Annotated in this window: 14 protein-coding genes and 5 tRNA genes; all 19 read left to right on the top strand. The window is 56.7% G+C overall.

The features are described from left to right. Positions 1 to 14: 14 nt before the first annotated feature. The 19 genes from GF423_RS04490 to rplA all read left to right on the top strand — a co-directional run bounded on the left by GF423_RS04490 (position 15) and on the right by rplA (position 19,897). Positions 15 to 1,727: a RagB/SusD family nutrient uptake outer membrane protein gene (locus GF423_RS04490; RefSeq protein ID WP_154327250.1), complete on the top strand. Its 1,713-nt coding sequence runs from the start codon at positions 15 to 17 to the stop codon at positions 1,725 to 1,727. A gap of 50 nt (positions 1,728 to 1,777) precedes the next feature. Further along, complete coding sequence (locus tag GF423_RS04485; RefSeq protein ID WP_154327249.1) at positions 1,778 to 3,004, top strand: SusF/SusE family outer membrane protein; 1,227 nt, start codon at positions 1,778 to 1,780, stop codon at positions 3,002 to 3,004. 82 nt (positions 3,005 to 3,086) lie between these two features. Continuing rightward, positions 3,087 to 4,505, top strand: a complete 1,419-nt coding sequence (locus GF423_RS04480; RefSeq protein ID WP_206113374.1) for an Outer membrane protein SusF domain-containing protein — start codon at positions 3,087 to 3,089, stop codon at positions 4,503 to 4,505. A 332-nt stretch (positions 4,506 to 4,837) separates the two neighbouring features. After that, positions 4,838 to 8,521, top strand: coding sequence for a sialidase family protein (locus tag GF423_RS04475; RefSeq protein ID WP_206113373.1), 3,684 nt, complete (start codon positions 4,838 to 4,840; stop codon positions 8,519 to 8,521). Positions 8,522 to 8,712: 191 nt separating this feature from the next. Continuing rightward, positions 8,713 to 9,606, top strand: coding sequence for a tyrosine-type recombinase/integrase (locus GF423_RS04470; protein WP_206113371.1), 894 nt, complete (start codon positions 8,713 to 8,715; stop codon positions 9,604 to 9,606). A 1-nt stretch (position 9,607) separates the two neighbouring features. After that, the gene (locus GF423_RS04465) at positions 9,608 to 9,901 is read left to right on the top strand and encodes an HPF/RaiA family ribosome-associated protein (RefSeq protein WP_154327245.1); all 294 of its coding nucleotides are present in this window, start codon (positions 9,608 to 9,610) and stop codon (positions 9,899 to 9,901) included. A gap of 340 nt (positions 9,902 to 10,241) precedes the next feature. Then, positions 10,242 to 13,376, top strand: a complete 3,135-nt coding sequence (locus tag GF423_RS04460) for a hypothetical protein (RefSeq protein WP_154327244.1) — start codon at positions 10,242 to 10,244, stop codon at positions 13,374 to 13,376. Between the two features lie 280 nt (positions 13,377 to 13,656). Continuing rightward, positions 13,657 to 15,528, top strand: coding sequence for a leucine-rich repeat domain-containing protein (locus tag GF423_RS04455; protein WP_154327243.1), 1,872 nt, complete (start codon positions 13,657 to 13,659; stop codon positions 15,526 to 15,528). Continuing rightward, positions 15,516 to 15,674: a hypothetical protein gene (locus tag GF423_RS04450; protein ID WP_154327242.1), complete on the top strand. Its 159-nt coding sequence runs from the start codon at positions 15,516 to 15,518 to the stop codon at positions 15,672 to 15,674. The genes GF423_RS04455 and GF423_RS04450 overlap by 13 nt, the downstream gene beginning before the upstream one ends. A gap of 114 nt (positions 15,675 to 15,788) precedes the next feature. Further along, a tRNA-Thr gene (locus GF423_RS04445) sits at positions 15,789 to 15,862 on the top strand. Positions 15,863 to 15,875: 13 nt separating this feature from the next. Continuing rightward, positions 15,876 to 15,958: transfer RNA gene (locus tag GF423_RS04440), tRNA-Tyr, on the top strand. Between the two features lie 12 nt (positions 15,959 to 15,970). Beyond that, positions 15,971 to 16,043: transfer RNA gene (locus GF423_RS04435), tRNA-Gly, on the top strand. A gap of 18 nt (positions 16,044 to 16,061) precedes the next feature. Beyond that, a tRNA-Thr gene (locus GF423_RS04430) sits at positions 16,062 to 16,133 on the top strand. 126 nt (positions 16,134 to 16,259) lie between these two features. Next, the gene (gene tuf, locus GF423_RS04425; protein ID WP_154327241.1) at positions 16,260 to 17,453 is read left to right on the top strand and encodes an elongation factor Tu; all 1,194 of its coding nucleotides are present in this window, start codon (positions 16,260 to 16,262) and stop codon (positions 17,451 to 17,453) included. A gap of 89 nt (positions 17,454 to 17,542) precedes the next feature. Continuing rightward, positions 17,543 to 17,615 (top strand) — tRNA-Trp (locus GF423_RS04420). Positions 17,616 to 17,636: 21 nt separating this feature from the next. Then, the gene (gene secE / locus GF423_RS04415; RefSeq protein ID WP_154327240.1) at positions 17,637 to 17,834 is read left to right on the top strand and encodes a preprotein translocase subunit SecE; all 198 of its coding nucleotides are present in this window, start codon (positions 17,637 to 17,639) and stop codon (positions 17,832 to 17,834) included. Positions 17,835 to 18,078: 244 nt separating this feature from the next. Next, positions 18,079 to 18,639, top strand: a complete 561-nt coding sequence (gene nusG, locus GF423_RS04410) for a transcription termination/antitermination protein NusG (protein ID WP_154327239.1) — start codon at positions 18,079 to 18,081, stop codon at positions 18,637 to 18,639. 104 nt (positions 18,640 to 18,743) lie between these two features. Further along, positions 18,744 to 19,187 (top strand): 50S ribosomal protein L11, encoded by a 444-nt coding sequence (gene rplK, locus GF423_RS04405; protein WP_154327238.1) that lies wholly within the window; start codon positions 18,744 to 18,746, stop codon positions 19,185 to 19,187. Positions 19,188 to 19,201: 14 nt separating this feature from the next. After that, positions 19,202 to 19,897: a 50S ribosomal protein L1 gene (gene rplA / locus GF423_RS04400; protein ID WP_154327237.1), complete on the top strand. Its 696-nt coding sequence runs from the start codon at positions 19,202 to 19,204 to the stop codon at positions 19,895 to 19,897. Positions 19,898 to 19,901 lie beyond the last annotated feature (4 nt).

Genomic DNA, 19,901 nt, shown 5'->3' with positions numbered 1-19,901 from the left:
GCGAATTTACAACAATGAATAAGATTTTTAAATATATCGTTCCGGCAGCTGCTCTCATGCTGTCGATGGGTCTGGCTTCTTGCTCCGACGATCTTCACGTGGCGCCTATCGACCCAGGAACAAAGACCGAAGTCTATGCTTCGCAACTTTTCAACAAGTGCTATGCCAACTTTGGTACAGCCGGCAACGGCGGCGCCAACGGCGACTGCGATATCGACGGTATCGACGGCGGCACCTCGGGCCTGTACCGCCAGCTGTGGAACTGCCAGGAGCTCACGACCGACGAGGCCATGTGCAAGTGGGGCGACGACGGTATCCCGCAGTTCAACTACAACACCTACGACGCCACTCATCCCATGACCCGCGGCCTTTACTACCGCCTGTGCGTGGGCGTGGCCTATTGCAACCAGTATCTCAAGGCCTTCAGCGACAGCGACGCTGTGATGACCGCCGAGGTGCGCTTCCTGCGTGCCTATCAGTACTACCTCTTGATGGATCAGTTTGGCAACGTGCCTTTCACAACCACCATCTCGAGCAGCGCACCTGAGCAAATCAAGCGTGCCGACCTCTACAACTGGCTTGTGACCGAGCTCAAAGATATATGCGGCGAGGGCAGCGACAACAGTGCCGTGCTGGCCGATGCAGCCCCCCACGCCAAGGGCGACAACCGTTGGGGCCGTGTCGACAAGGCAGCTGGCTGGCTGCTGCTGGCACGCCTCTACCTCAACGGCGGCGTCTATGCCGGCACCCCCGACTACGACCAGGCTGCCAGCTATGCCAAGAAGGTCATGGACTCGGGCTATGAGCTGTGCACCGAGGGCTCGAGCCACGAGGTGACCAGCACCTACAATGGCGAGTCGCGCACCCAGACGTGGAAATTCTCGGCCTACCAGAAGCTCTTCATGGGCGACAACGGCACCAACGGCGCCAACCGCGAGGCCATCTTCCCCATTCTGCAAGACGGCAAGCGCACCACCTCGTGGGGCTGCGCCCTCTACCTCATTGCCTCGACCCACGACGGCGACATGCACGACCTGGCCTACGACGAGTGGTTCTCCAATGCCAAGGACCGCTCGGTCAACGGTGTGACCGCACAGGCTTGGGGTGGCAACCGCTGCCGTCCTGAGCTCATCAGGAAATTCTTCCCCAACGACGACGCTCCTTCGGGCTACAGCTACCAGGTGGTCGAGGCTGCCGAGGACGACCGTGCCCTGTTCGACACCAAGGGCCGCACCCTCGACATCACCGACCCCGACAACTTCGCTTCGGGCTATGCTACCGGCAAGTTCACCAACTTCACCACCGATGGCACTCCCACCAGCGATGCTACCTTCCCCGACATGAATGTGTTCTTGATGCGCAAGGCCGAGGCCTACCTCATCTATGCCGAGGCACTCACCCGCAAGGCTGGCGACGGCACTGCTCCTGCCCAGGCTGTTGAGGCCATCAACACTCTGCGCTCACGTGCCCATGCTGCCACTCGCAGCACCTACACACTGGGCCAGATCGAAGACGAGTGGTCGCGCGAGTTCTACTTCGAGGGCCTGCGCCGCACCACGCTCGAGCGTTTCGGCGACTATGCCGGTCTCAATGCTGGCTACAAGTGGCAATGGAAGGGCGGTGTGTACAACGGCCGCAACTTCGACAGCTACCGCAGCATCTTTGCCCTGCCCAACACCGACATCATTGCCAACCCCAACCTGCATCAGAACGATGGCTATAAGTAATTATCAGGGTTAAGTGTAATTCAATTCTTCATTAAACGACAACGACAACAATGAAAAATATATTCAAATCAACACTGCTGCTGCTTGGCTGCCTGGCCATGCTCACAGCATGTAGCGATGACAACGATTCCAACCCTACGTTTGTTGAGCCCTCTACATTCACGCTCAACACGCCGTCGTGGGCACCCAATGCAATCGATCTCGCCAATTCCAAAACACTGCCTTTCACTTGGTCGCAGCCCAACTATGCCGGCAGCGCCAAGGCCTATCCTGTGGCCGTGAACTACAGCTTTGAGGTCTCTTCGACCGACAGCTGGACCACCAGCAATGTGACTGCCGACGCCGACAAGACTGGCGCCACAGTGGCCGACTACTACATCCTCGACGATGCCTATCACACGCCCAGCGGCAGTATCGATGCCGCCAAGCTGGCTACTGCTCTCGAGTACCTGAGCAAGTGGAAAGAAGACGCTGTGCCCGAGGTCGACACCGTGTTTGTGCGCTGCAAGGCTCAGACTCCAGGCCCCGGCGGCGTGACCTCGACTGTGTATTCCAATACTGTGCAAGTCATGGTCAACCCCTACTATGTAGAGCTCAAGGATGCTCCTCTCGAGCTGTGGTACCTGGTGGGTAACAACATCGGCGCCGAAGACGGCGGCTGGAAGAATAGCGAGGCCGGCACCGTGCCGCTGCTGCCTGTGTACGGCAACGACTACGACAAGAAGACGGGCCGTGGCGAGATTGAGTGGGAAGGCTTCCTGCCTGCCGGCACCGAGTTCAAGCTGGTCAACATCATTGGCAACTGGGACATCCAGTGGGGCAGCTCCGACGGCAGCCTCGACAACCCTGTCAAGAACGACGGCGGCGCCAAGAACTTCACCATCGCCACTGCCGGCTACTACAAGGTGGTGCTCAACACGGCTACCGACAAGCTCTCGATCACTGCTGTCGACGGCATCACTCCCAGCGTGTTCACGCAAATTTCCATGCCGGGCAGCTATCAGCCTGGCGACGGCTGGGATCCCACAAGCAATGTCATGACCGCCAAGAACCCGCTCGCAACCGAGAACCACGACTGGACCGCTACCGTCGAGCTCAAGGCCGGCCAGCAGCTCAAGTTTGCTGCCGACGGCGCCTGGACCACAAGCTGGGGCAGTACGGTGTTCCCCTACGGCATTGGCAAGCTGGGCGGCGACAATATCAATGTGACTGCCGACGGCACCTATACCGTCTACTTCAATGATATCACTGGTTACTACTACTTCGTAGCACAATAAAAAGTTATTAACTCCCACAAGAGCGGGCTGGCGCCCGCGCGCTTCCCGCTCTTGATTCAATTTTATCACGATGAATAAAGTTATGAAGAAAATATTTTTACTGGCCGCTACGACAATGCTGCTGGCAAGTTGTAACGGTGATTACGACGATTGGGCCGATCCGCTGGGCAACGGCGAGGAAACGGCCATCACCATCCCGGGCTTCACAGCCTCGAGCGTGGACACAATCAACCTCAACTCGGTGGGCCTCGACACGGCCCAGATGAGCGTGTTCAGCCTGAGCACTGCCACGCTGCCCGAGGGCTACGACCTGTCGCAGGCCCGTGTCGAGTTCCTGCCCCTTGAGCTCAACGGCGGCGACGCTGTCACGCCCTACAGCCTCACCACCGACGTTACTGGCCTGGCCAGTGCTTCCGACCTTCAGTCGATGGTCGCTGGCTGGTATGGCAAGCGCCCCGTGGCTCGCAAGTTGACTGGCGTGGTCTATGTGTGGGCCATGAAAGATGGCGCCGCTGTGAAGATCAATGCCGGCACGGTGACCGACGTCATCGTTCCCCAGGCTCCCGAAATCGACACCAAGTATTACATCACGGGCAACATCAACAATTGGGAAAACGCCAATACCGACTTTGAAGTGGTCAACGGCGGCGGCGACCCCTACGACGACCCCGTGTTCTCTATCCTGATCCCCTACGAGAAGCTTGAGCCCGTCTTTGCTGCTGGCAACAACCTGGAGTTTAAGCTCACGCCGGCATCGATGATTGGCACCGGCGACTGGACCAAGTGTGTGACGGCCGCTGTCGGCGGCGCCGAGGGCAAGCTTGCCGACAAGAATGCTGGCGGCAACATCGTTGCCACCAAGCTCGACGGCAACTTCAAGTTCTACAAGTTCACCTTCAACCTGCTCGACCAGACCTGGAGCTACGAGGGTGTGAGCTTCTCGCAGTACATCTACGAGATAGGCGACAACACAAGCTGGTCGACGGTGGTGCCGCTGGCCTCGCCCAAGTTCAACGGCGTGTATCTGGGCTTTGCCTACCTCAACGGCGGGTACAAGTTCAGACCCAACGAGAACGACTGGAATGGCGACTGGGGCCAGCAGGACGGTGGCGCCCTGGGCAAACTCGTGCAAGAGGGCGAGGTGAACTGCGGCCCTGCCAAGGCTGGCTACTATGCAATGAAGGTCGACCTCACCAAGATGCAATACGAGGTGACCCCCATCAACACGATAAGCATCATCGGCACCGTCAACGGCAACTGGGACCACGACACCGAGCTTACCTACAATGTTGCCGACGGCTGCTGGGAGGCTACTGCCACGCTCAACGCCGGCAAGATGAAGTTCCGTGCCAACCACGACTGGGTCTACAACTGGGGCGGCTCGCCCAGCAACCTCGTGCAGGGTGGCGCCGACATGGCGCTTGCCGAGGGCGGCACCTATCTGGTCAAGCTCTATGCCCTGTGCGACGGCAAGGCTTATTTCACGATGACCAAGAAATAAACGTCGATGCGCTAAATCCTGCTTAAGTGATTATAATTCCCGCGGTGGGCGGCAGTCTTTCGATGACTGCCGCCCACTATTTTCTTTTAATGTTCTGTAGCGGGGGAGCGCGTGCCCTCGTCGCCGTCGCCGTTTTTGGTACAATTTTCCCTTTTGTGGTCCAAAAAACCCTATTGATTTTCGTTTTTTTCTCTCTTTTTTAGTAATTTTGTAGTAAATTTTAGAATAAACAGGCGCGTCCATTGCATTCTGGCGGCTTGTAGCCAAGGGGGTGAATGGAACTCGACGTAGAGTTTTTTTATTGTTTTTGCATTACCAAAGTGAACTATTTTATGATACAGAAACTATTAGTGAAACAGATGTTGATTGTTTTGTGCATTGCAGCGGCCACTGTGGCCGGGCATGCAGCCAACTTTGCCAGCACGGGCAGCTTCAAGGCCGGCAAAGTGTGGCAGGAGGTGGGCTACGTGGGTTTGGGCAACCAGAACGAGGTGCTGGCCTTCGGCGAGTACACTGGCGACGGCTCCAAGCCCGAGATTGGCTTCACCCTGTTGGGCGGGCAGCGCTGGGTGACCGACGCCTCCAAGATGGCCACCTACCGCGACTTCGTGAGCCGCGTGTGCGTGTGGGCGCGGGTCTACGACGGCTCCCAGTACTCGGCGGGTCCCAACACCACACAGCCCACTCAGGTGGCGACCACCTTTGCCAAGGTGTTTGACTACCGCGACCCGGTGAACAAGAGCGATGCCATCTTGCTGGCCCAAACCAGCGACCTGGAGAGTGCCACCCAGTCGCTCACGTCGAATGTGGCCCTCAAGAGCGGTACCAGCTATGTGATCTACATCACGGCCGACATCAAGCAGGTGAGCCTCGACAAGCTCCCCGAGATAGGCGGCCCGCTCAAGCACTATACCGAGATAGGTGCCAACATCACCAAGATGGGCAGCGCCGCCATCTCGCCCCAGGGCACGCCCAAGCAGTACGGCTCGCGGGTGCTTGTGCCCGTGCGCAAGGTGCTCTATGCCCCGGGCGACTACTACTCCAAGTTCTACCGCATCCCCTCGATTGCCACGGCCAGCGACGGCTCGCTGGTGAGCATAAGCGACGCCCGCAAGTATCACATCCACGACATCGAGAACGATATCGACATGCTGGCCCGCCGCTCGACCGACGGCGGCCGCACCTGGAGCTCGCCCGTGACTATCGCCAAGGGGTCGGGCGGGACCGAGAACATGAGCGCCGCCACTTGTGCCAAAACCAACGGCTATGGCGATGCCGCCCTGGTGGCCCTGCCCAACGGCGACCTCATGTGCACCATGGTGCACGGCTACCGCATCAGCGGCAATAATTCGTCCAAGCCCACGACCAACTGGTACACCGTGAGCCACGACAACGGCCAGACGTGGAGCGCGCTCAAGCAGATACCCGAGAATCTATATAAAACCTACCGTGGCTGCATCGCTCCTGGCAACATGCTGCTCGTAGGCCGGGGCAGCCTCAAGGGCAAGGTGCTGGCCTGCTTCAGGAGCTATGCCACACGATATGGCTCAGTGGTGCAGGGCAATTTCTTCCTGTGCTATGACCCGGCCCAGGACTCCTGGTCGCGCATCACGGCCAAAGGCACTGGCGTGCAGAAAGATGGCCGCCTGAACATCACCGGCAGCGACGACGAGGCCCACCTGCTCCAGACGGGCGACAACACCTTCCTGATGTCGACACGCAGTGGCAGTTCCAGCTACAAGTACCGCAATTTTGCCACGCTCACCTACAACAACTCGAGAAATAGGTTTACTGTCTCGAGCCTGGGCTCCTGCGGCATGAGCCTGCAGATGGCCACCAACGGCGAGATGATCGCCTACACCGCCCAGGGCGGCGACGCGTACTACCTGCACACGATACCCACCACGTTGCAGACGGGTGTGGGCAGCACAGCCAGCGCCCGTTCGGGCCTGGCCATCTACCGCTCGCAGGTCAATCCTGGCGCCGGCACGCCGCAGTGGACCCCGTCGCTCATCATCAGCGACCCCTATGGCACCGAGCCCGCTCGCGAGGAAACGGCGCAGTACAGCTCGTTCACCCAGCAGGCCGACGGCACACTGGGCATCCTCTTTGAGGAATATCCCACGCTGGTGCGTATCAACATCAACAACGAAACCCGCGGCGACTACATGATGGAGACCGTGTACATGAACCTGCGCATAGGCGACGTGATTGCCAGCGAGAAGGCACAAGACAAGATTGCCCTCGACCCGCCAGTGATTGCCCCGGCCAGCACCACCTACGACTACAGCGTCTACAACACGTTGCAAGACGTGACTGTGACCTCGCGCCAGAGCGATGCCGGCATCGACCGCGACCACCTCTACACCCACGTCACCTTCGCTATCGACACGGGCAGCAAGACCTGGACGATGGAAGACGACTTCAAGGGTGAGGGCCCGCACACCTACACGGCAGCCATGCTCCAGCAGCTGGCCACCAAGTATGGCCTGGGCACCATCCAGGTGGCCAACGGCACTCATGTGCAGGCCAGCGCCTATTGCTACACCACCACGCAGGCCGGCGTTTACAAGCCGTCGACCACGGTCACCGAAAACTACTTCTATGTCACGCCCACGCGCCGCGTCATGGTCATTGCCAAGCCGCTCAGCAGTTGCGGCAGCGACATCTCGATCTCGGCCTTCGGCCAGAAGAAGGGCGAGAAAGAAGTGCTCGTGGTGGGCAAGGGCACTGCGGTCACGGTCAACGCCCCGGCTGCCGACGGCTATCGCTTTGTGGGCTTCGACCTGGGGGCCGACCTGGCCAACAACCGGTATAGCCCGACCGATGCCATCTACAAGAAGCTGGGCGCAACTGCGATGTCGACCTATCAGATACAGTTCAACATGCCCACTGTTGCCGATGTGCCCAACAACTACGACGACGGCAACACGCTGGTCATCTATGCCTGGTACGAGGTCAACATCAACTCGAGCCTGATGAGCAAGGTGTACTTCTCGCTTTTCAACAGCGCCCAGAACCTGAAAGACGACGACGGCAAGACCGTGTCGCGCGACTGGACCCGCTACTACACCGGCTGGACGGGCGGCGACCAAACCCGCTACAAGGCTTCTTCGGCCTTCCCCCAGGCCAGCGACGACTTGAGCTTCGGCACTGTTGAGGCGGCCGTCAACAAGGCCGAGGTGGTCAACGACAACGCTGTGGCGCAGTTGGTCGACTACAACGGCACCGCCCTGTATCCCACAGGCCAGGCCGGCAACTGGTACACCACCTTCCTGCGCAAGGTCAACATCAACCTCAACGTGGCCGTGATGCCCGATGCCGCCACCGCCCAGCAGTACAACGCCGTCGTGATGCTGCGCAAGAAGACCGACGTCGACAGCCCCGACTACAACTCGCAGGACGGTTACACCTACCTCACTCGCGGCGAGTATAACAAGGCCATCGCGGCAGCCGGCACGACCAGCCCGGCACCGCGACGCCTGCGCGCCTGGAACGGCGAGGCCGACGGCACCGACCTCGACACCTACACCGCCGACTATGCCTATTACCTGCTCAACGGCGCCCAGCACCAGTTTGCCAGCGATGCCGACATCACCACCCACGCCATTGCCGCCGCCAAGTGGTATAGCGGCACGCTGCCCGTGCTGGTGAAGAACATGGTGTTCAACAACCTGGCCGACCCCGAGCACGCTGTCGACGGCAAGACCTCGCCCTGGATGATCGTCGACATCTTTGTGGTCAACAACGATGCCAACGTGGGCTACAGGTCGCTCATGAGCGACCTGGTGAGCGACAAGGGCTATGTCTACAAGGTGTCGCACTGGTTTGCCCCCAACTACGATGCCGCGGTGACCGCCGTGAGCCAGGTCGAGGTCGCCCGCGTGGTGAGCGGCGTCACCTTCTACAACCTGGCTGGCATGTCGAGCACGACCCCCTTCGAGGGCATGAATGTGGCGGTGACCCGCTACACCGACGGCAGCACCGCCGTGCGCAAGTTTATCAACAACAAGTAACGCGCCACAACATCTCACTCCATCACACGATGCGCCCGCCCGTGACCACAGGCGGGCGCATCGCGTGTGTGTGCCGGGGTGCTGGGGCGGCCGCACACACAAAAACAAGTACTTTTTTTGCCCGTTTTATTTGCTTTTTTAATCGAAATTACATAAATTCGTAGCCAAGTGAAGAAAGCACCATGACGTATATGTTTGACAAATTCTTGCAATACACACGCTATGAGCGCAATTTGTCGCCCCTCACCGTGAAGGCCTATGGCAGCGACCTGCGCCAGTTTGGCGATTTCCTCACGGGGGGCAAGCGCCCGCTCGAGCCCCGCAGCGTCACGGCCAGCGACGTGCGGGCCTGGATGGTCGACTTGGCGCGTCGCCACGACGGTGCGCGCACCATGCGCCGCAAGATACAAGCCTTGAGGGCCTACTACAAGTGGCTGCTGCGCCGTGGCGATGTGGCCGCCGACCCCACAGTGGGCCTCGAGCTGGCCAAGTTGCCCAGGGTGCTGCCCTGCTACCTGCGCGAGAGCACACTCGACGCCCTGCTCGACAGTCCTGTCGACACTGCCGACTACGAGGCCGTGCGCGACCGCCTGATCGTGATGATGCTCTACGACACGGGCATGCGCCGTGCCGAGCTCATAGGGCTGCGCGACGCCGCTGTCGACACCGCCCGCGGCGAGCTCAAGGTGCACGGCAAGCGCGACAAAGACCGCATCGTGCCCTTCGGCCCCGAGCTGGCCAGGGCCATCACGCTCTACCGCCAGCTGCGCGACCGGCAGGTGGCACGTGGCTGCGAGGCCTTTTTCCTCACGGCCAAGGGAGCGCCGCTGTATCCATCGCTCGTGTACCGCGTGGTGCACCAGGCCCTGCAGCAGGCTGGCGGCACGGGCAAGCTCAGCCCCCACGTGCTGCGTCACAGCTTTGCCAGCGCCATGCTCAACAATGGGGCCGACATCGACAGCGTGAAGCAACTGCTGGGACATGAATCGCTTGCGGCAACGCAAGTCTACACCCATATCACATTCAGTGAACTGATCAATAATTACAAACACGCCCATCCAAGGGCACTAAAAAAAGGAGGATAACATGGAAGTTAAGATTAAAGCCATTCACTTCGATGCATCGGAGAAACTCGAGCAATTCATCAACAAGAAGGCCGAAAAACTCATCAAGCATCACGAAGAAATCTCCCTGGTCGAGGTTAACCTCAAAGTAGTGAAACCCGAAACCGCAATGAACAAGGAAGCCGGCATCAAGCTCGTGGTACCGCAGCACGACGACTTGTTTGCCTGCAAGACTGCCGATACCTTTGAGGAGGCTGTCGACCTGGCTTGCGATGCGTTGAAAAAACAACTTGAAAAGACGAAAAAAGATAAATAAACAATAATTGACGCACAATGGCGGTGCCGCACGTCGATGCGGGCACCGCCATTTTTTTTCTTGACAATCGAGTGCCGGCCCCCTCACGCAGGGCTGGCACTCGGCTTTCGGCCCTCGCGTGGGCGATGCCCATGCTTTATTTAAACTTTGTCTTTTAATGTTTAAATCTCTTTAATCACTTGCAATACACATAGTTTCTCCTTACCTTTGCATCCTAATTAGGAAAAGTAGAGAAGCCTTCTATGCTTAACCTGAGTTCAAGACTTTGGATTAGACATCAACAGCTACTACTCCATAAACTTTTATTTGATTCGTCTTAATAATAATTTTTTATTCAGTGATGAAAAATATTCACCTTTTTGTCTCGCTCTTGCTTGCGGTGAGCGTGGCTACATTTTCAACACAAGCTCTGGCTTCGACATCCCCATTGCAGGCGCCTGCCCGGGCCGAGGCTACCAATTCCAATATGAAGATTCTGACGCGTGCCGAGGCTGAGGCCATTAAATTCAACTGGACCGATGCCCAGGGCGTGCAGCACACAAGCAGCATTGCCGACCCGGCCACCGACCCGCACCACATCGTGGCCCTGCTGCGCGAAATCTTCATCAACAAGAAGGTGCCTGGCATCAAGAAGGTGGGGTACAACAGCGCTACCAGTGAGGTGCCCGACGACGGAGTTGTTTGTTATACCATCACCGACGCCGCCCTCGACAGCAAGTCGTGGCCAGGTCATTCGGTCAACGACAGGTTCCAAGGCAACAATGCCATTCGCACGATCTACGATATTCCCACGCCCCTCGAGGTCAAGGATGCTGCTGGCAACGTGATAGGCCACTATGGCGACTACACACCCGACGATGAGGGCTACACCACACTCCTGGTCAAGATGAAGCGTAATCTAACCTATGCTTCGGCAAGTGCTGCGACCTATGACGCCCTTGTCAACGGCCTGTCAAGCGACATAGAAGAAGTTGCATTGCTTACTCAGGGAGAATACTACGGCAAGGGAGATGGAATCGCTAAGACGGGTGCCTTGTACAAAACCAGCGGCACGGTTTCGAGTTTCTACTTCATTTCCAAGGGCAGGGCACGCAGAAATACCCGAATACTTAGTAATGCGCCTTTTTACGGCCTCTATGAGGAGTACAGCCCCGAAAACTTCATCACTGGTCAAGCTGCTGTCAACGTTTGGGTTACCTTAAAAAACGGAGAAGATTATAATGTGAATCACGATTGTGGCACTGTCATCGGCTTGAAACATCAGTTCAACATGGCAGCAACCTATGAGGAACACTCGGTCAACAACATGTTCTTCTTTATCCCCGACAGACGACTTGAAAATTGGAGCACGAGAGACAGAGATGGCTTGTTCACCTACTACAATCCTTCTTATGCCCCGGCTGTGGCCATGCTCAGCATCCCGCTCAAGGCTGCGGGCACGCAAAACGCCAGCGAGAAGGACAAGTGGGACATCACCCTCACCTGGTCGTCGAACCTGAACGCAGCGACGGGCAACGTGATTCCGCAGAAGTTCAACCTCTACATCGTCGACGATGCCGGCAACCGCACCCTGCTCAAGCAGGACTTCACCGATGCACCCGACGCCCAGGGCAACTACCACTATACCTACACCGTCGACAAGGAGGAGAAAGGACGCATCATTCGCTACGTGGTCGAGGGTGCACCGCTTGAGGGTGAGTTCACGCCTGTTGCCTCCAACGAGGATCTGGTCGAGGTGCCCGGTCTCGACCCCAACCAGCGCCTGCAGCTGGGCCTCAACGTGCGCCCCGTGAGCGACTACCGCCTCAACGAGCAGCTCAACGTGTACTGCAACCACCTCGACGTGTCGAATGCCACCGGCACCTACATCACCGAGACCCAACTCACCAAACCCAACGCCCGCATGGAGCTCTACCGCCACTGGACCGACGCCGACGGCAAAGCCCAAGAGGCGCTTGTGGCCACGATCTACAAGTTTGTCAAAGACGGCGACAAGGGCTATACCTACACCATGACTCACAGCAACCAGGATCACCTGCAGAAGCCGGCTGTATACGGCCCCAGCGACAACAGCACCCACTTTGTGGTGGCCACGGGCAGCACCGACAGCAAGATCGACTTTGGCAAGCTGGAGGTGTGGGACCAGTTCTCGGCCTCCACGAGCCAGAACCAGCAGCCCGGCCGCTACACCTACGACGTGCGCTACCTGTGGGACGGCATCAAGACCGACAAGGAGGCCAACCCCGACGGGGTGGACTACTTCTACAGCACGGCTGTGCCTGTCGAGGTGTACAAGACTGAGCCTAAGGGCAACAACCAGACCTTCACCGCCGCACAGGTCGAGGCCGACTGCACGCTCAACGCCATCGACCGCGCCAAAATCGACAGCTCCAAGCCTGCCGTGACCCTGAGCCTGGAGAACGACCGCGACATCAACTACTACAAGGTGTACCGCCTGGAGCTTGACCGCAATGCCTATCCCAGCACCGAGGCCAAGCGTGCACAGGACGAGACGGGCTACACCAACATGAGCGGCAGCGACCGCTACGACGTGTTCCAGAGCGGCAAGTTCATCAACACGGTGAACACGGCCGACGGGGCCAAGATTGCCGACGAGACCGCCATGCAGGCGAGCGACGCCAGCACCTATGCCCGCCGCATGCTGCCCGTGATATGGACCAACCGATACAACAGCGACGGCTCGGTCGACGCCACGGCCCAGAACACCTACGGCGCTCCCATCGTGACGGTGCAGCGCGTGGGCGTGACAGCCAAGCTTGCCGACGGCAGCAGCGTCGAGACGAGCGACTTCGCCTTCAGCCACAACGGCATGAAAGGCCGCTACTACAAGGTGCCGCTAAGCCTGCAAGCCATTGTGCCCTCAACGCTGCGCCCGGTGAAATACCGCATTTGGCGCTCCACGCCCGACGGCGTGGCCATGGAGGGAAACGATGTGGCAGCCTACAAGAAGCGGCTTGACCAAAAGGGTCACCCGCTCACGGTCAACGTCGACGAGAACGGCAACATGAGCTTCGACGCCAGCAACGAGGGCGAGACCCTTCAGACGACCATCGACGAGACCCAAGACGGCCAGCAAAAGGTGTGGATACCCATTGCCGACTACTTCGGCGCCCGCAGCGTGAAGGAAAACGACGGCTTCGACAACTTCGACGTGAACTACTATGTGCGCATCTACTGCGTGCCCGCCACCACTACGGCCGCCAAGGCCGTCGTGGCGAGCGCCGATGCCACTGCCACACCCTACTATGTGGCCGAGGCACAGTTCACGGTGTCCGTGTTGGGCAGCAACGTGGTGACGAGCGTGACCAGTGTCGACGCCTCGACCCAGGTGCAGAGCGTGGTGTACTACAGCACCACGGGCCAGGTGAGCCATGTGCCCTTTGCCGGCGTGAACATCAAGGTCACCACCTACAACGACGGCCACAAGACCGTGAAGAAGCTCATCGTGAAGTAACCGCCGCAGCACCCTCACACATATCACCCACACAAGCATGCGCTCGCCTCCACAGGCGGGCGCATCTTGTTTAATATTTCAGCCTCGTGGCAGGCGGCAGGGCGTGTTCGCTTGCAGGTATTCTTTTGTTAAAATATATTAAATAACCATCTTGATTGTTGTGTTTTGTATTGCAGATTAGGGTAATTTGTTTACTTTTAACGCCAAACAATCCTTTGTAACAAACAATCCTAACTACTCACTATCTTTTATATCAATTCAAAGTTCAAAATTCAATTTTATGAAAAAATCACTTCTACTATTGATGGCAGCGCTCTTCAGCATGTGTGAAGCTGCACTTGCCCAGACCGAATACACGGTCAATGTAGCAACCCCTGGAAGCCTGGAAACCTTGCTCACCCAGGCACATCCCGACTACTTGAGCAGCATCGCCACGCTGCACGTCACGGGAAATCTCAACGGCAGCGACCTTGCCACCTTGCGCAAGATGGCAGGCAGCGAGGACGATGAGGAGAACTACGTGTATGTGGGTGCCCTGCGCGAGCTCGACCTCACGGGTGCACGCATGGTGAAAGGCGGCTCGCCCTACTACAGCGACTACAGCTTCAGCCTGGGCAAGACAGTCGACTATGAGGCCAAAGACGACTCGCTGGGCCGTTACACCTTCTACATGTGCCACCGCCTGCAGCGAGTGATGCTGCCCAAGAAGCTGAACGACGTGGGCGAGGAGGTGTTCAGCTTCTGCAACAACTTGAAGGAGGTGACCTTCCCCGACGGCATCGACACCCTGCGCGAGGCGCTGTTTTCCAATTGCACGTCGCTGCGCCTGATGGTGATACCTGCCACCGTCAAGTATATCGACAAGTGGGCATTCAGCTTCTGCAGCTATCTCAAAACCATCATCTGCCTGGGCAACCAGCCAGCCGCAGTGAGATATGACAACGACACCTACAATGCCTTCGACCACATGAACGCCACCTACACCCGCGTGCATGTGCCCGACGGCGCGGCTGCGGCCTACAGAAATGTGCCTGGCTGGAACCAGTTTAAGATCATGGAGTATGCCCCCGATGTGCAGCTGGGCCAGCGGCTCGACAGCGTGACCATAGCACTCGACCGTGCCGGGGAGCTCGACAGCACATTTTTCCGCCACTATCCCGACCAGGAACGCACGGTGAAGTACTTGAAGGTGACAGGCCCCGTCAATGGCGACGACGTGCTCATGATGTGCAACATGGCCGCATATGGAAGCACCCAGGAGCTCGACCTGGGCCAGGCGAGAATAATGAAGGGCGGCAAGCCCTATCATTCCGACTACAACGGGAGCTACTACACCGCTACCGACTCGGTGACCGACCGCATGTTTCTCACTTGCCAAGAGATGCTCAAGCTCACGCTGCCAGCCAGTGTGAAGTATGTCAAGGCCACTACAGCCTTCAACAGCAACCTCAAGGAGCTGTGCATCGATGCAAGCAATGAGCACTATGAGGTGAATGCAGGCGCGCTCTACGACAAGCAGGCACGCAGCCTCGTGTTCTGCCCCAAGGGCATTGCCGACAAGAATGTGGTGGTGGCCGACGGCACAGTGCTTGTGGGCGACTCGGCCTTCTACGACTTCGACAAGCTGGAGTCGGTGGAGCTCCCCACCACCTTGCGCACGATAGGCAAGAGCGCGTTTTACTACAACTCGAGTTTGAAGAGCATGGGCATACCCGAGGGCGTGGTTGCCATCGACGACAATGCGTTCTCCTATGCAGGAATCGAACAGCTCGACCTGCCAAGCACGCTCGAAACCCTGGGCAAGAACACGTTCAACTGCTCGCACCTGAAGGATATCAGGGTCAAGGCTGCCACGCCGCCTGCTGCCGACGGCGGCTCGTGGGACGGCACCTTCGGCTATGTCGACAAGGACGCCTGCACCGTGCACGTGCCTCAGGGCAAGGCCGAGCTCTACAAGCAAGCCGAGGCCTGGAAAGACTTTGCCAACATCGTCGACGACCTGGTCGAGACCGGAGTGGGGGAGGTGAGCGCCTCGCAACCTGTGCCGGTAGCCCAGTATGGCATCGACGGCCGCATGGCGGCTCCTGGCGACAAGGGGCTGCGCATCGTGCGCTACAGCGACGGGTCGGTCAAGAAGGTGTGGACGAAATAGTCCCTACGCGCAACTGGCTTTTAGACAGCCGGGCGCCACAGGTCACAGCGGCCCGTGGCGCCCGGTTTCGATGGCCCGCACTGGTGCGTGCAGGCGCCTTGCCCGCTGTGGTGCAGAACACGGGCAGCGGCCTGGCCGGAGAATGAAAATCAAGAAAATTTCAAAAAAAAGTGGTGCAATATTTGCTAAATAAAAATTATTGCGTAACTTTGCACCCGCTTACAAGAATTACCGCATGGTGATGATGCAAGCATGGCGACGCCTCTTTAGCTCAGTTGGCCAGAGCACGTGATTTGTAATCTCGGGGTCGTTGGTTCGAATCCGACAAGAGGCTCAAGACAACACTTGGGTAGATTCCAGAGTGGCCAAATGGGGCAGACTGTAAATCTGCTGCTTTATAGCTTCGGTGGTTCGAATCCATCTCTACCCACAAAACAAAACTGCGGAAGTAGCTCAGTTGATAGAGCATTAGCCTTCCAAGCTAAGGGTCGCGAGTTTGAGCCTCGTCTTCCGCTCAAGTAAAAAGAAACATTGCCTGTGTAGCTCAGTGGTAGAGCGCATCCTTGGTAAGGATGAGGTCGCGGGTTCAACTCCCGCCACCGGCTCAAATCAAATTACGGCGAAACTTCGCCACTCGATGGGAATAAAACGCACCGAGGGGGCGAAGTGAAGCGTGTAAATAATGATTGTAGCAAGTAAAAATCATTTTATCAAAAAAATAAGTTAAAGTTATGGCAAAAGAGAAATTCGTAAGAACCAAGCCGCATGTAAACATCGGTACTATTGGTCACGTTGATCACGGTAAAACTACCCTTACCGCTGCTATCACCAAGGTGCTCTCTGAGCAGGGCTATTCTAACGAGGCCGTTCGCTCGTTCGATTCTATCGACAACGCACCCGAGGAGAAAGAGCGTGGTATTACTATCAACACTGCCCACGTGGAATATGAAACCAAGAATCGTCACTATGCACACGTTGACTGCCCTGGACACGCCGACTATGTGAAGAACATGGTAACTGGTGCTGCTCAGATGGACGGTGCAATCGTTGTGATCGCTGCTACCGACGGTGTGATGCCTCAGACTCGTGAGCACATCCTGCTGGCTCGCCAAGTGAATGTGCCTCGCCTGGTGGTGTTCCTGAACAAGTGCGATTCTCCCGATGTTGACGACGAGATGATCGAGCTCGTTGAGATGGACGTTCGCGAACTTCTTTCAGAATATGGCTATGACGGCGACAACACTCCTATCATCAAGGGTTCGGCCCTGGGTGCCCTCAATGGCGATCCCAAGTGGACTCAGAGCGTGCTCGACTTGATGGACGCTGTCGACGAGTGGATTCCACTGCCTCCACGCGACATCGACAAGCCCTTCCTGATGCCTATCGAGGACATCTTCTCGATCACTGGCCGCGGCACCGTTGCTACTGGCCGTATCGAGACCGGTGTTGTGAAAGTGGGCGACCCCGTGCAAATCATGGGTCTGGGTGCCGACTTGAAGTCGACTGTGACTGGCGTTGAGATGTTCCGCAAGATCCTCGACGAGGGTGAGGCTGGCGACAATGTGGGTCTGCTGCTCCGCGGTATCGACAAGGATCAGGTGAAGCGCGGTATGGTGATCTGCCATCCCGGACTTGTGACTCCTCACGATGAGTTCACTGCTTCGATCTATGTGTTGAAGAAAGAGGAAGGTGGCCGTCACACTGCATTCCGCAGCCACTATCGTCCTCAATTCTACATCCGCACGCTCGACGTGACTGGCGAGATCACTCTGCCCGAGGGCGTTGAGATGGTGATGCCTGGCGACAACGTTGAGATCAACGTGAAGCTCATCGAGCCAGTTGCCTGCAACGAGGGTCTGCGTTTCGCAATCCGCGAGGGTGGCCGCACCGTTGGTTCGGGTCAAATCACCAAGATCATCGAGTAATACACACCTTCCCTCATAAGGAGGGGTGAACACAGAATAACAGAATCGGCCTCGCGCGCATGACGAGGCGAGGCCGGTTTCTTTAATACACGGGAATAGTTCAGTTGGTAGAACGACGGTCTCCAAAACCGTAGGTCGTGAGTTCGAGTCTTACTTCCCGTGCTATTTTTTCAAAATACAATTATGGCAAAAGCAAAAATACTTACGGATTTAGAGGAGTCTTATAACGAGCTCGTTCATAAGGTTTCTTGGCCCTCAAAGACTGACTTGGCCAATAGCACCGTCATTGTCATGGTGGCTTCCATACTCATGGCACTCGTGATATGGGCTGTTGACGCAATCATCAGCTGGGGCATGGAAAACATCATCTATCGCGTGTAGCGAGAAAGTGCGAGTGCACTCTCGTGTGCCTGCACTTGCTGCGAGCCCCGAGCGCTGTGTCTCACTACTTCCACGGCACGCTTCTCCATTATCACTGTGCCGGGAGATGCATTGACTCGATTGTGACTTGTGGCTGCACGGTTGCGATGATTGCATGTTTCCAGAAAAAATCCATTTCCAGATATTTCTTGTGTTTCACAACATTTTTTCAATCTCTTTTTTAAACGTTTAGTTGACATCTACAATGGCTGAAGGAAAAAAACAGTGGTATGTTTTGAAAACCATTTCGGGCAAAGAGCAGAAAATCAAGGAAATGCTTGATGCTGCCTGTAAAAATGATGAGCGCCTGCGCGAGCATCTTTTTCAGGTGCTCGTTCCTACAGAGAAGGTCTTCACGACCCATGCCGGGAAGAAGGTGCAGAAAGAACGCAACCTGCTTTCGGGATATGTATTTGTACAATGCGACCTCGACGGTGAGACTGAAGACATGTTGCAGAACACGACCAACGTGATCAACTTTGTGCGCACCCGTGAGTCGAGCCACAGGCCCGAACCCATCAGGGAAAGCGACATTGCACGCATGCTGGGAGCTGCCGAGGCCGAGGGCGCTGCGCCCGAGGGCGAGGATGGACCCAACGATTTCATCGTGGGCGAGAATGTGAAGGTGACTTTCGGTCCCTTCAACGGGTTCACAGGCGAAATCGAAGAGGTGAATCGAGAAAAACGCAAGCTCAAGGTCATGGTCAAGGTGTTCGGCCGCAAGACGCCGCTGGAATTGGACAATTCGCAAGTGTCGCGTGAGTAGTGCCCATGTGCCGGTCCTCGATGATGTTACGCTACGAGGGGTGGTGCTGGTTGAGGCTCATGCAATAGTTTTTCATAAACTAATAAATTCTCAAATTAAGAACAATGGCTAAAGAAATTGCTGGACAGTTAAAATTACAGATTAAGGGCGGAGCAGCAAACCCTTCGCCGCCAGTAGGACCAGCTCTTGGTTCTAAGGGTATAAACATCATGGAGTTTTGCAAGCAATTCAATGCCCGCACTCAATCCAAGGCCGGCAAGGTGCTCCCTGTGGTGATCACCTACTACACCGACAAGAGCTTTGACTTTGTTGTCAAGACTTCGCCTGCTGCCGTTCAACTCAAGGAGGCAGCCAAGATTAAGAGCGGTTCGGGTGAACCTAACCGTAAAAAAGTCGCTACGGTGACTTGGGACCAGGTTAAGGAGATTGCTGAAGACAAAATGCCTGATTTGAACTGTTTCACTGTAGCCTCGGCGATGAAGATGGTCGCTGGAACAGCAAGAAGTATGGGTATCACCGTAAAGGGTACATTCCCCGAAAATGTTTAAAACTTCAATTCAAAATGAGTAAACTAACAAAAAATCAAAAGTTAGCCGCCACGAAGATTGAACCTGGGAAAGCTTACACCCTTGCTGAGGCCGCCACACTGCTGAAGGAAATCACCTTCACCAAGTTTGACGCTTCGGCCGATATCGATGTACGTCTTGGTGTAGATCCTCGAAAGGCTGACCAGAATATCCGCGGCGTGGTATCGCTGCCTAACGGAACGGGCAAGACCGTGCGCGTGCTTGTGCTTTGCACCCCCGACAAGGAGGCCGAAGCCAAGGAAGCCGGTGCCGACTATGTGGGTCTTGAAGAGTATATCGACAAGATCAAGTCGGGTTGGACCGATGTGGATGTAATCATCACCCAGCCTCAAAACATGGGCAAGATCGGACCTCTGGGTCGCATCCTGGGCCCCCGCGGCCTGATGCCAAACCCCAAGAGCGGCACCGTGACTCCCGATGTGGCCAAGGCTGTGAAAGAAGTGAAACAAGGTAAAATTGATTTCAAGGTTGATAAGAAAGGTATAGTACACACCTCTATTGGCAAGGTGTCGTTCACTCCCGACCAGATACGTGAGAATGCCCAGGCATTCATCAACACGCTGATCAAGCTGAAGCCGGCCACCGCCAAGGGTACCTATATCAAGAGCATTTATCTTTCAAGTACTATGAGTAAAGGTATCAAGATCGATACCAAGTCAATCGACGCTTAATTTT

Source organism: Sodaliphilus pleomorphus (assembly GCF_009676955.1).
GTDB classification, from domain to species: Bacteria; Bacteroidota; Bacteroidia; order Bacteroidales; family Muribaculaceae; genus Sodaliphilus; species Sodaliphilus pleomorphus.
The sequence above is the reverse complement of the archived record's forward strand: the minus strand, read 5'-3'. Positions and strand labels throughout refer to the sequence as shown.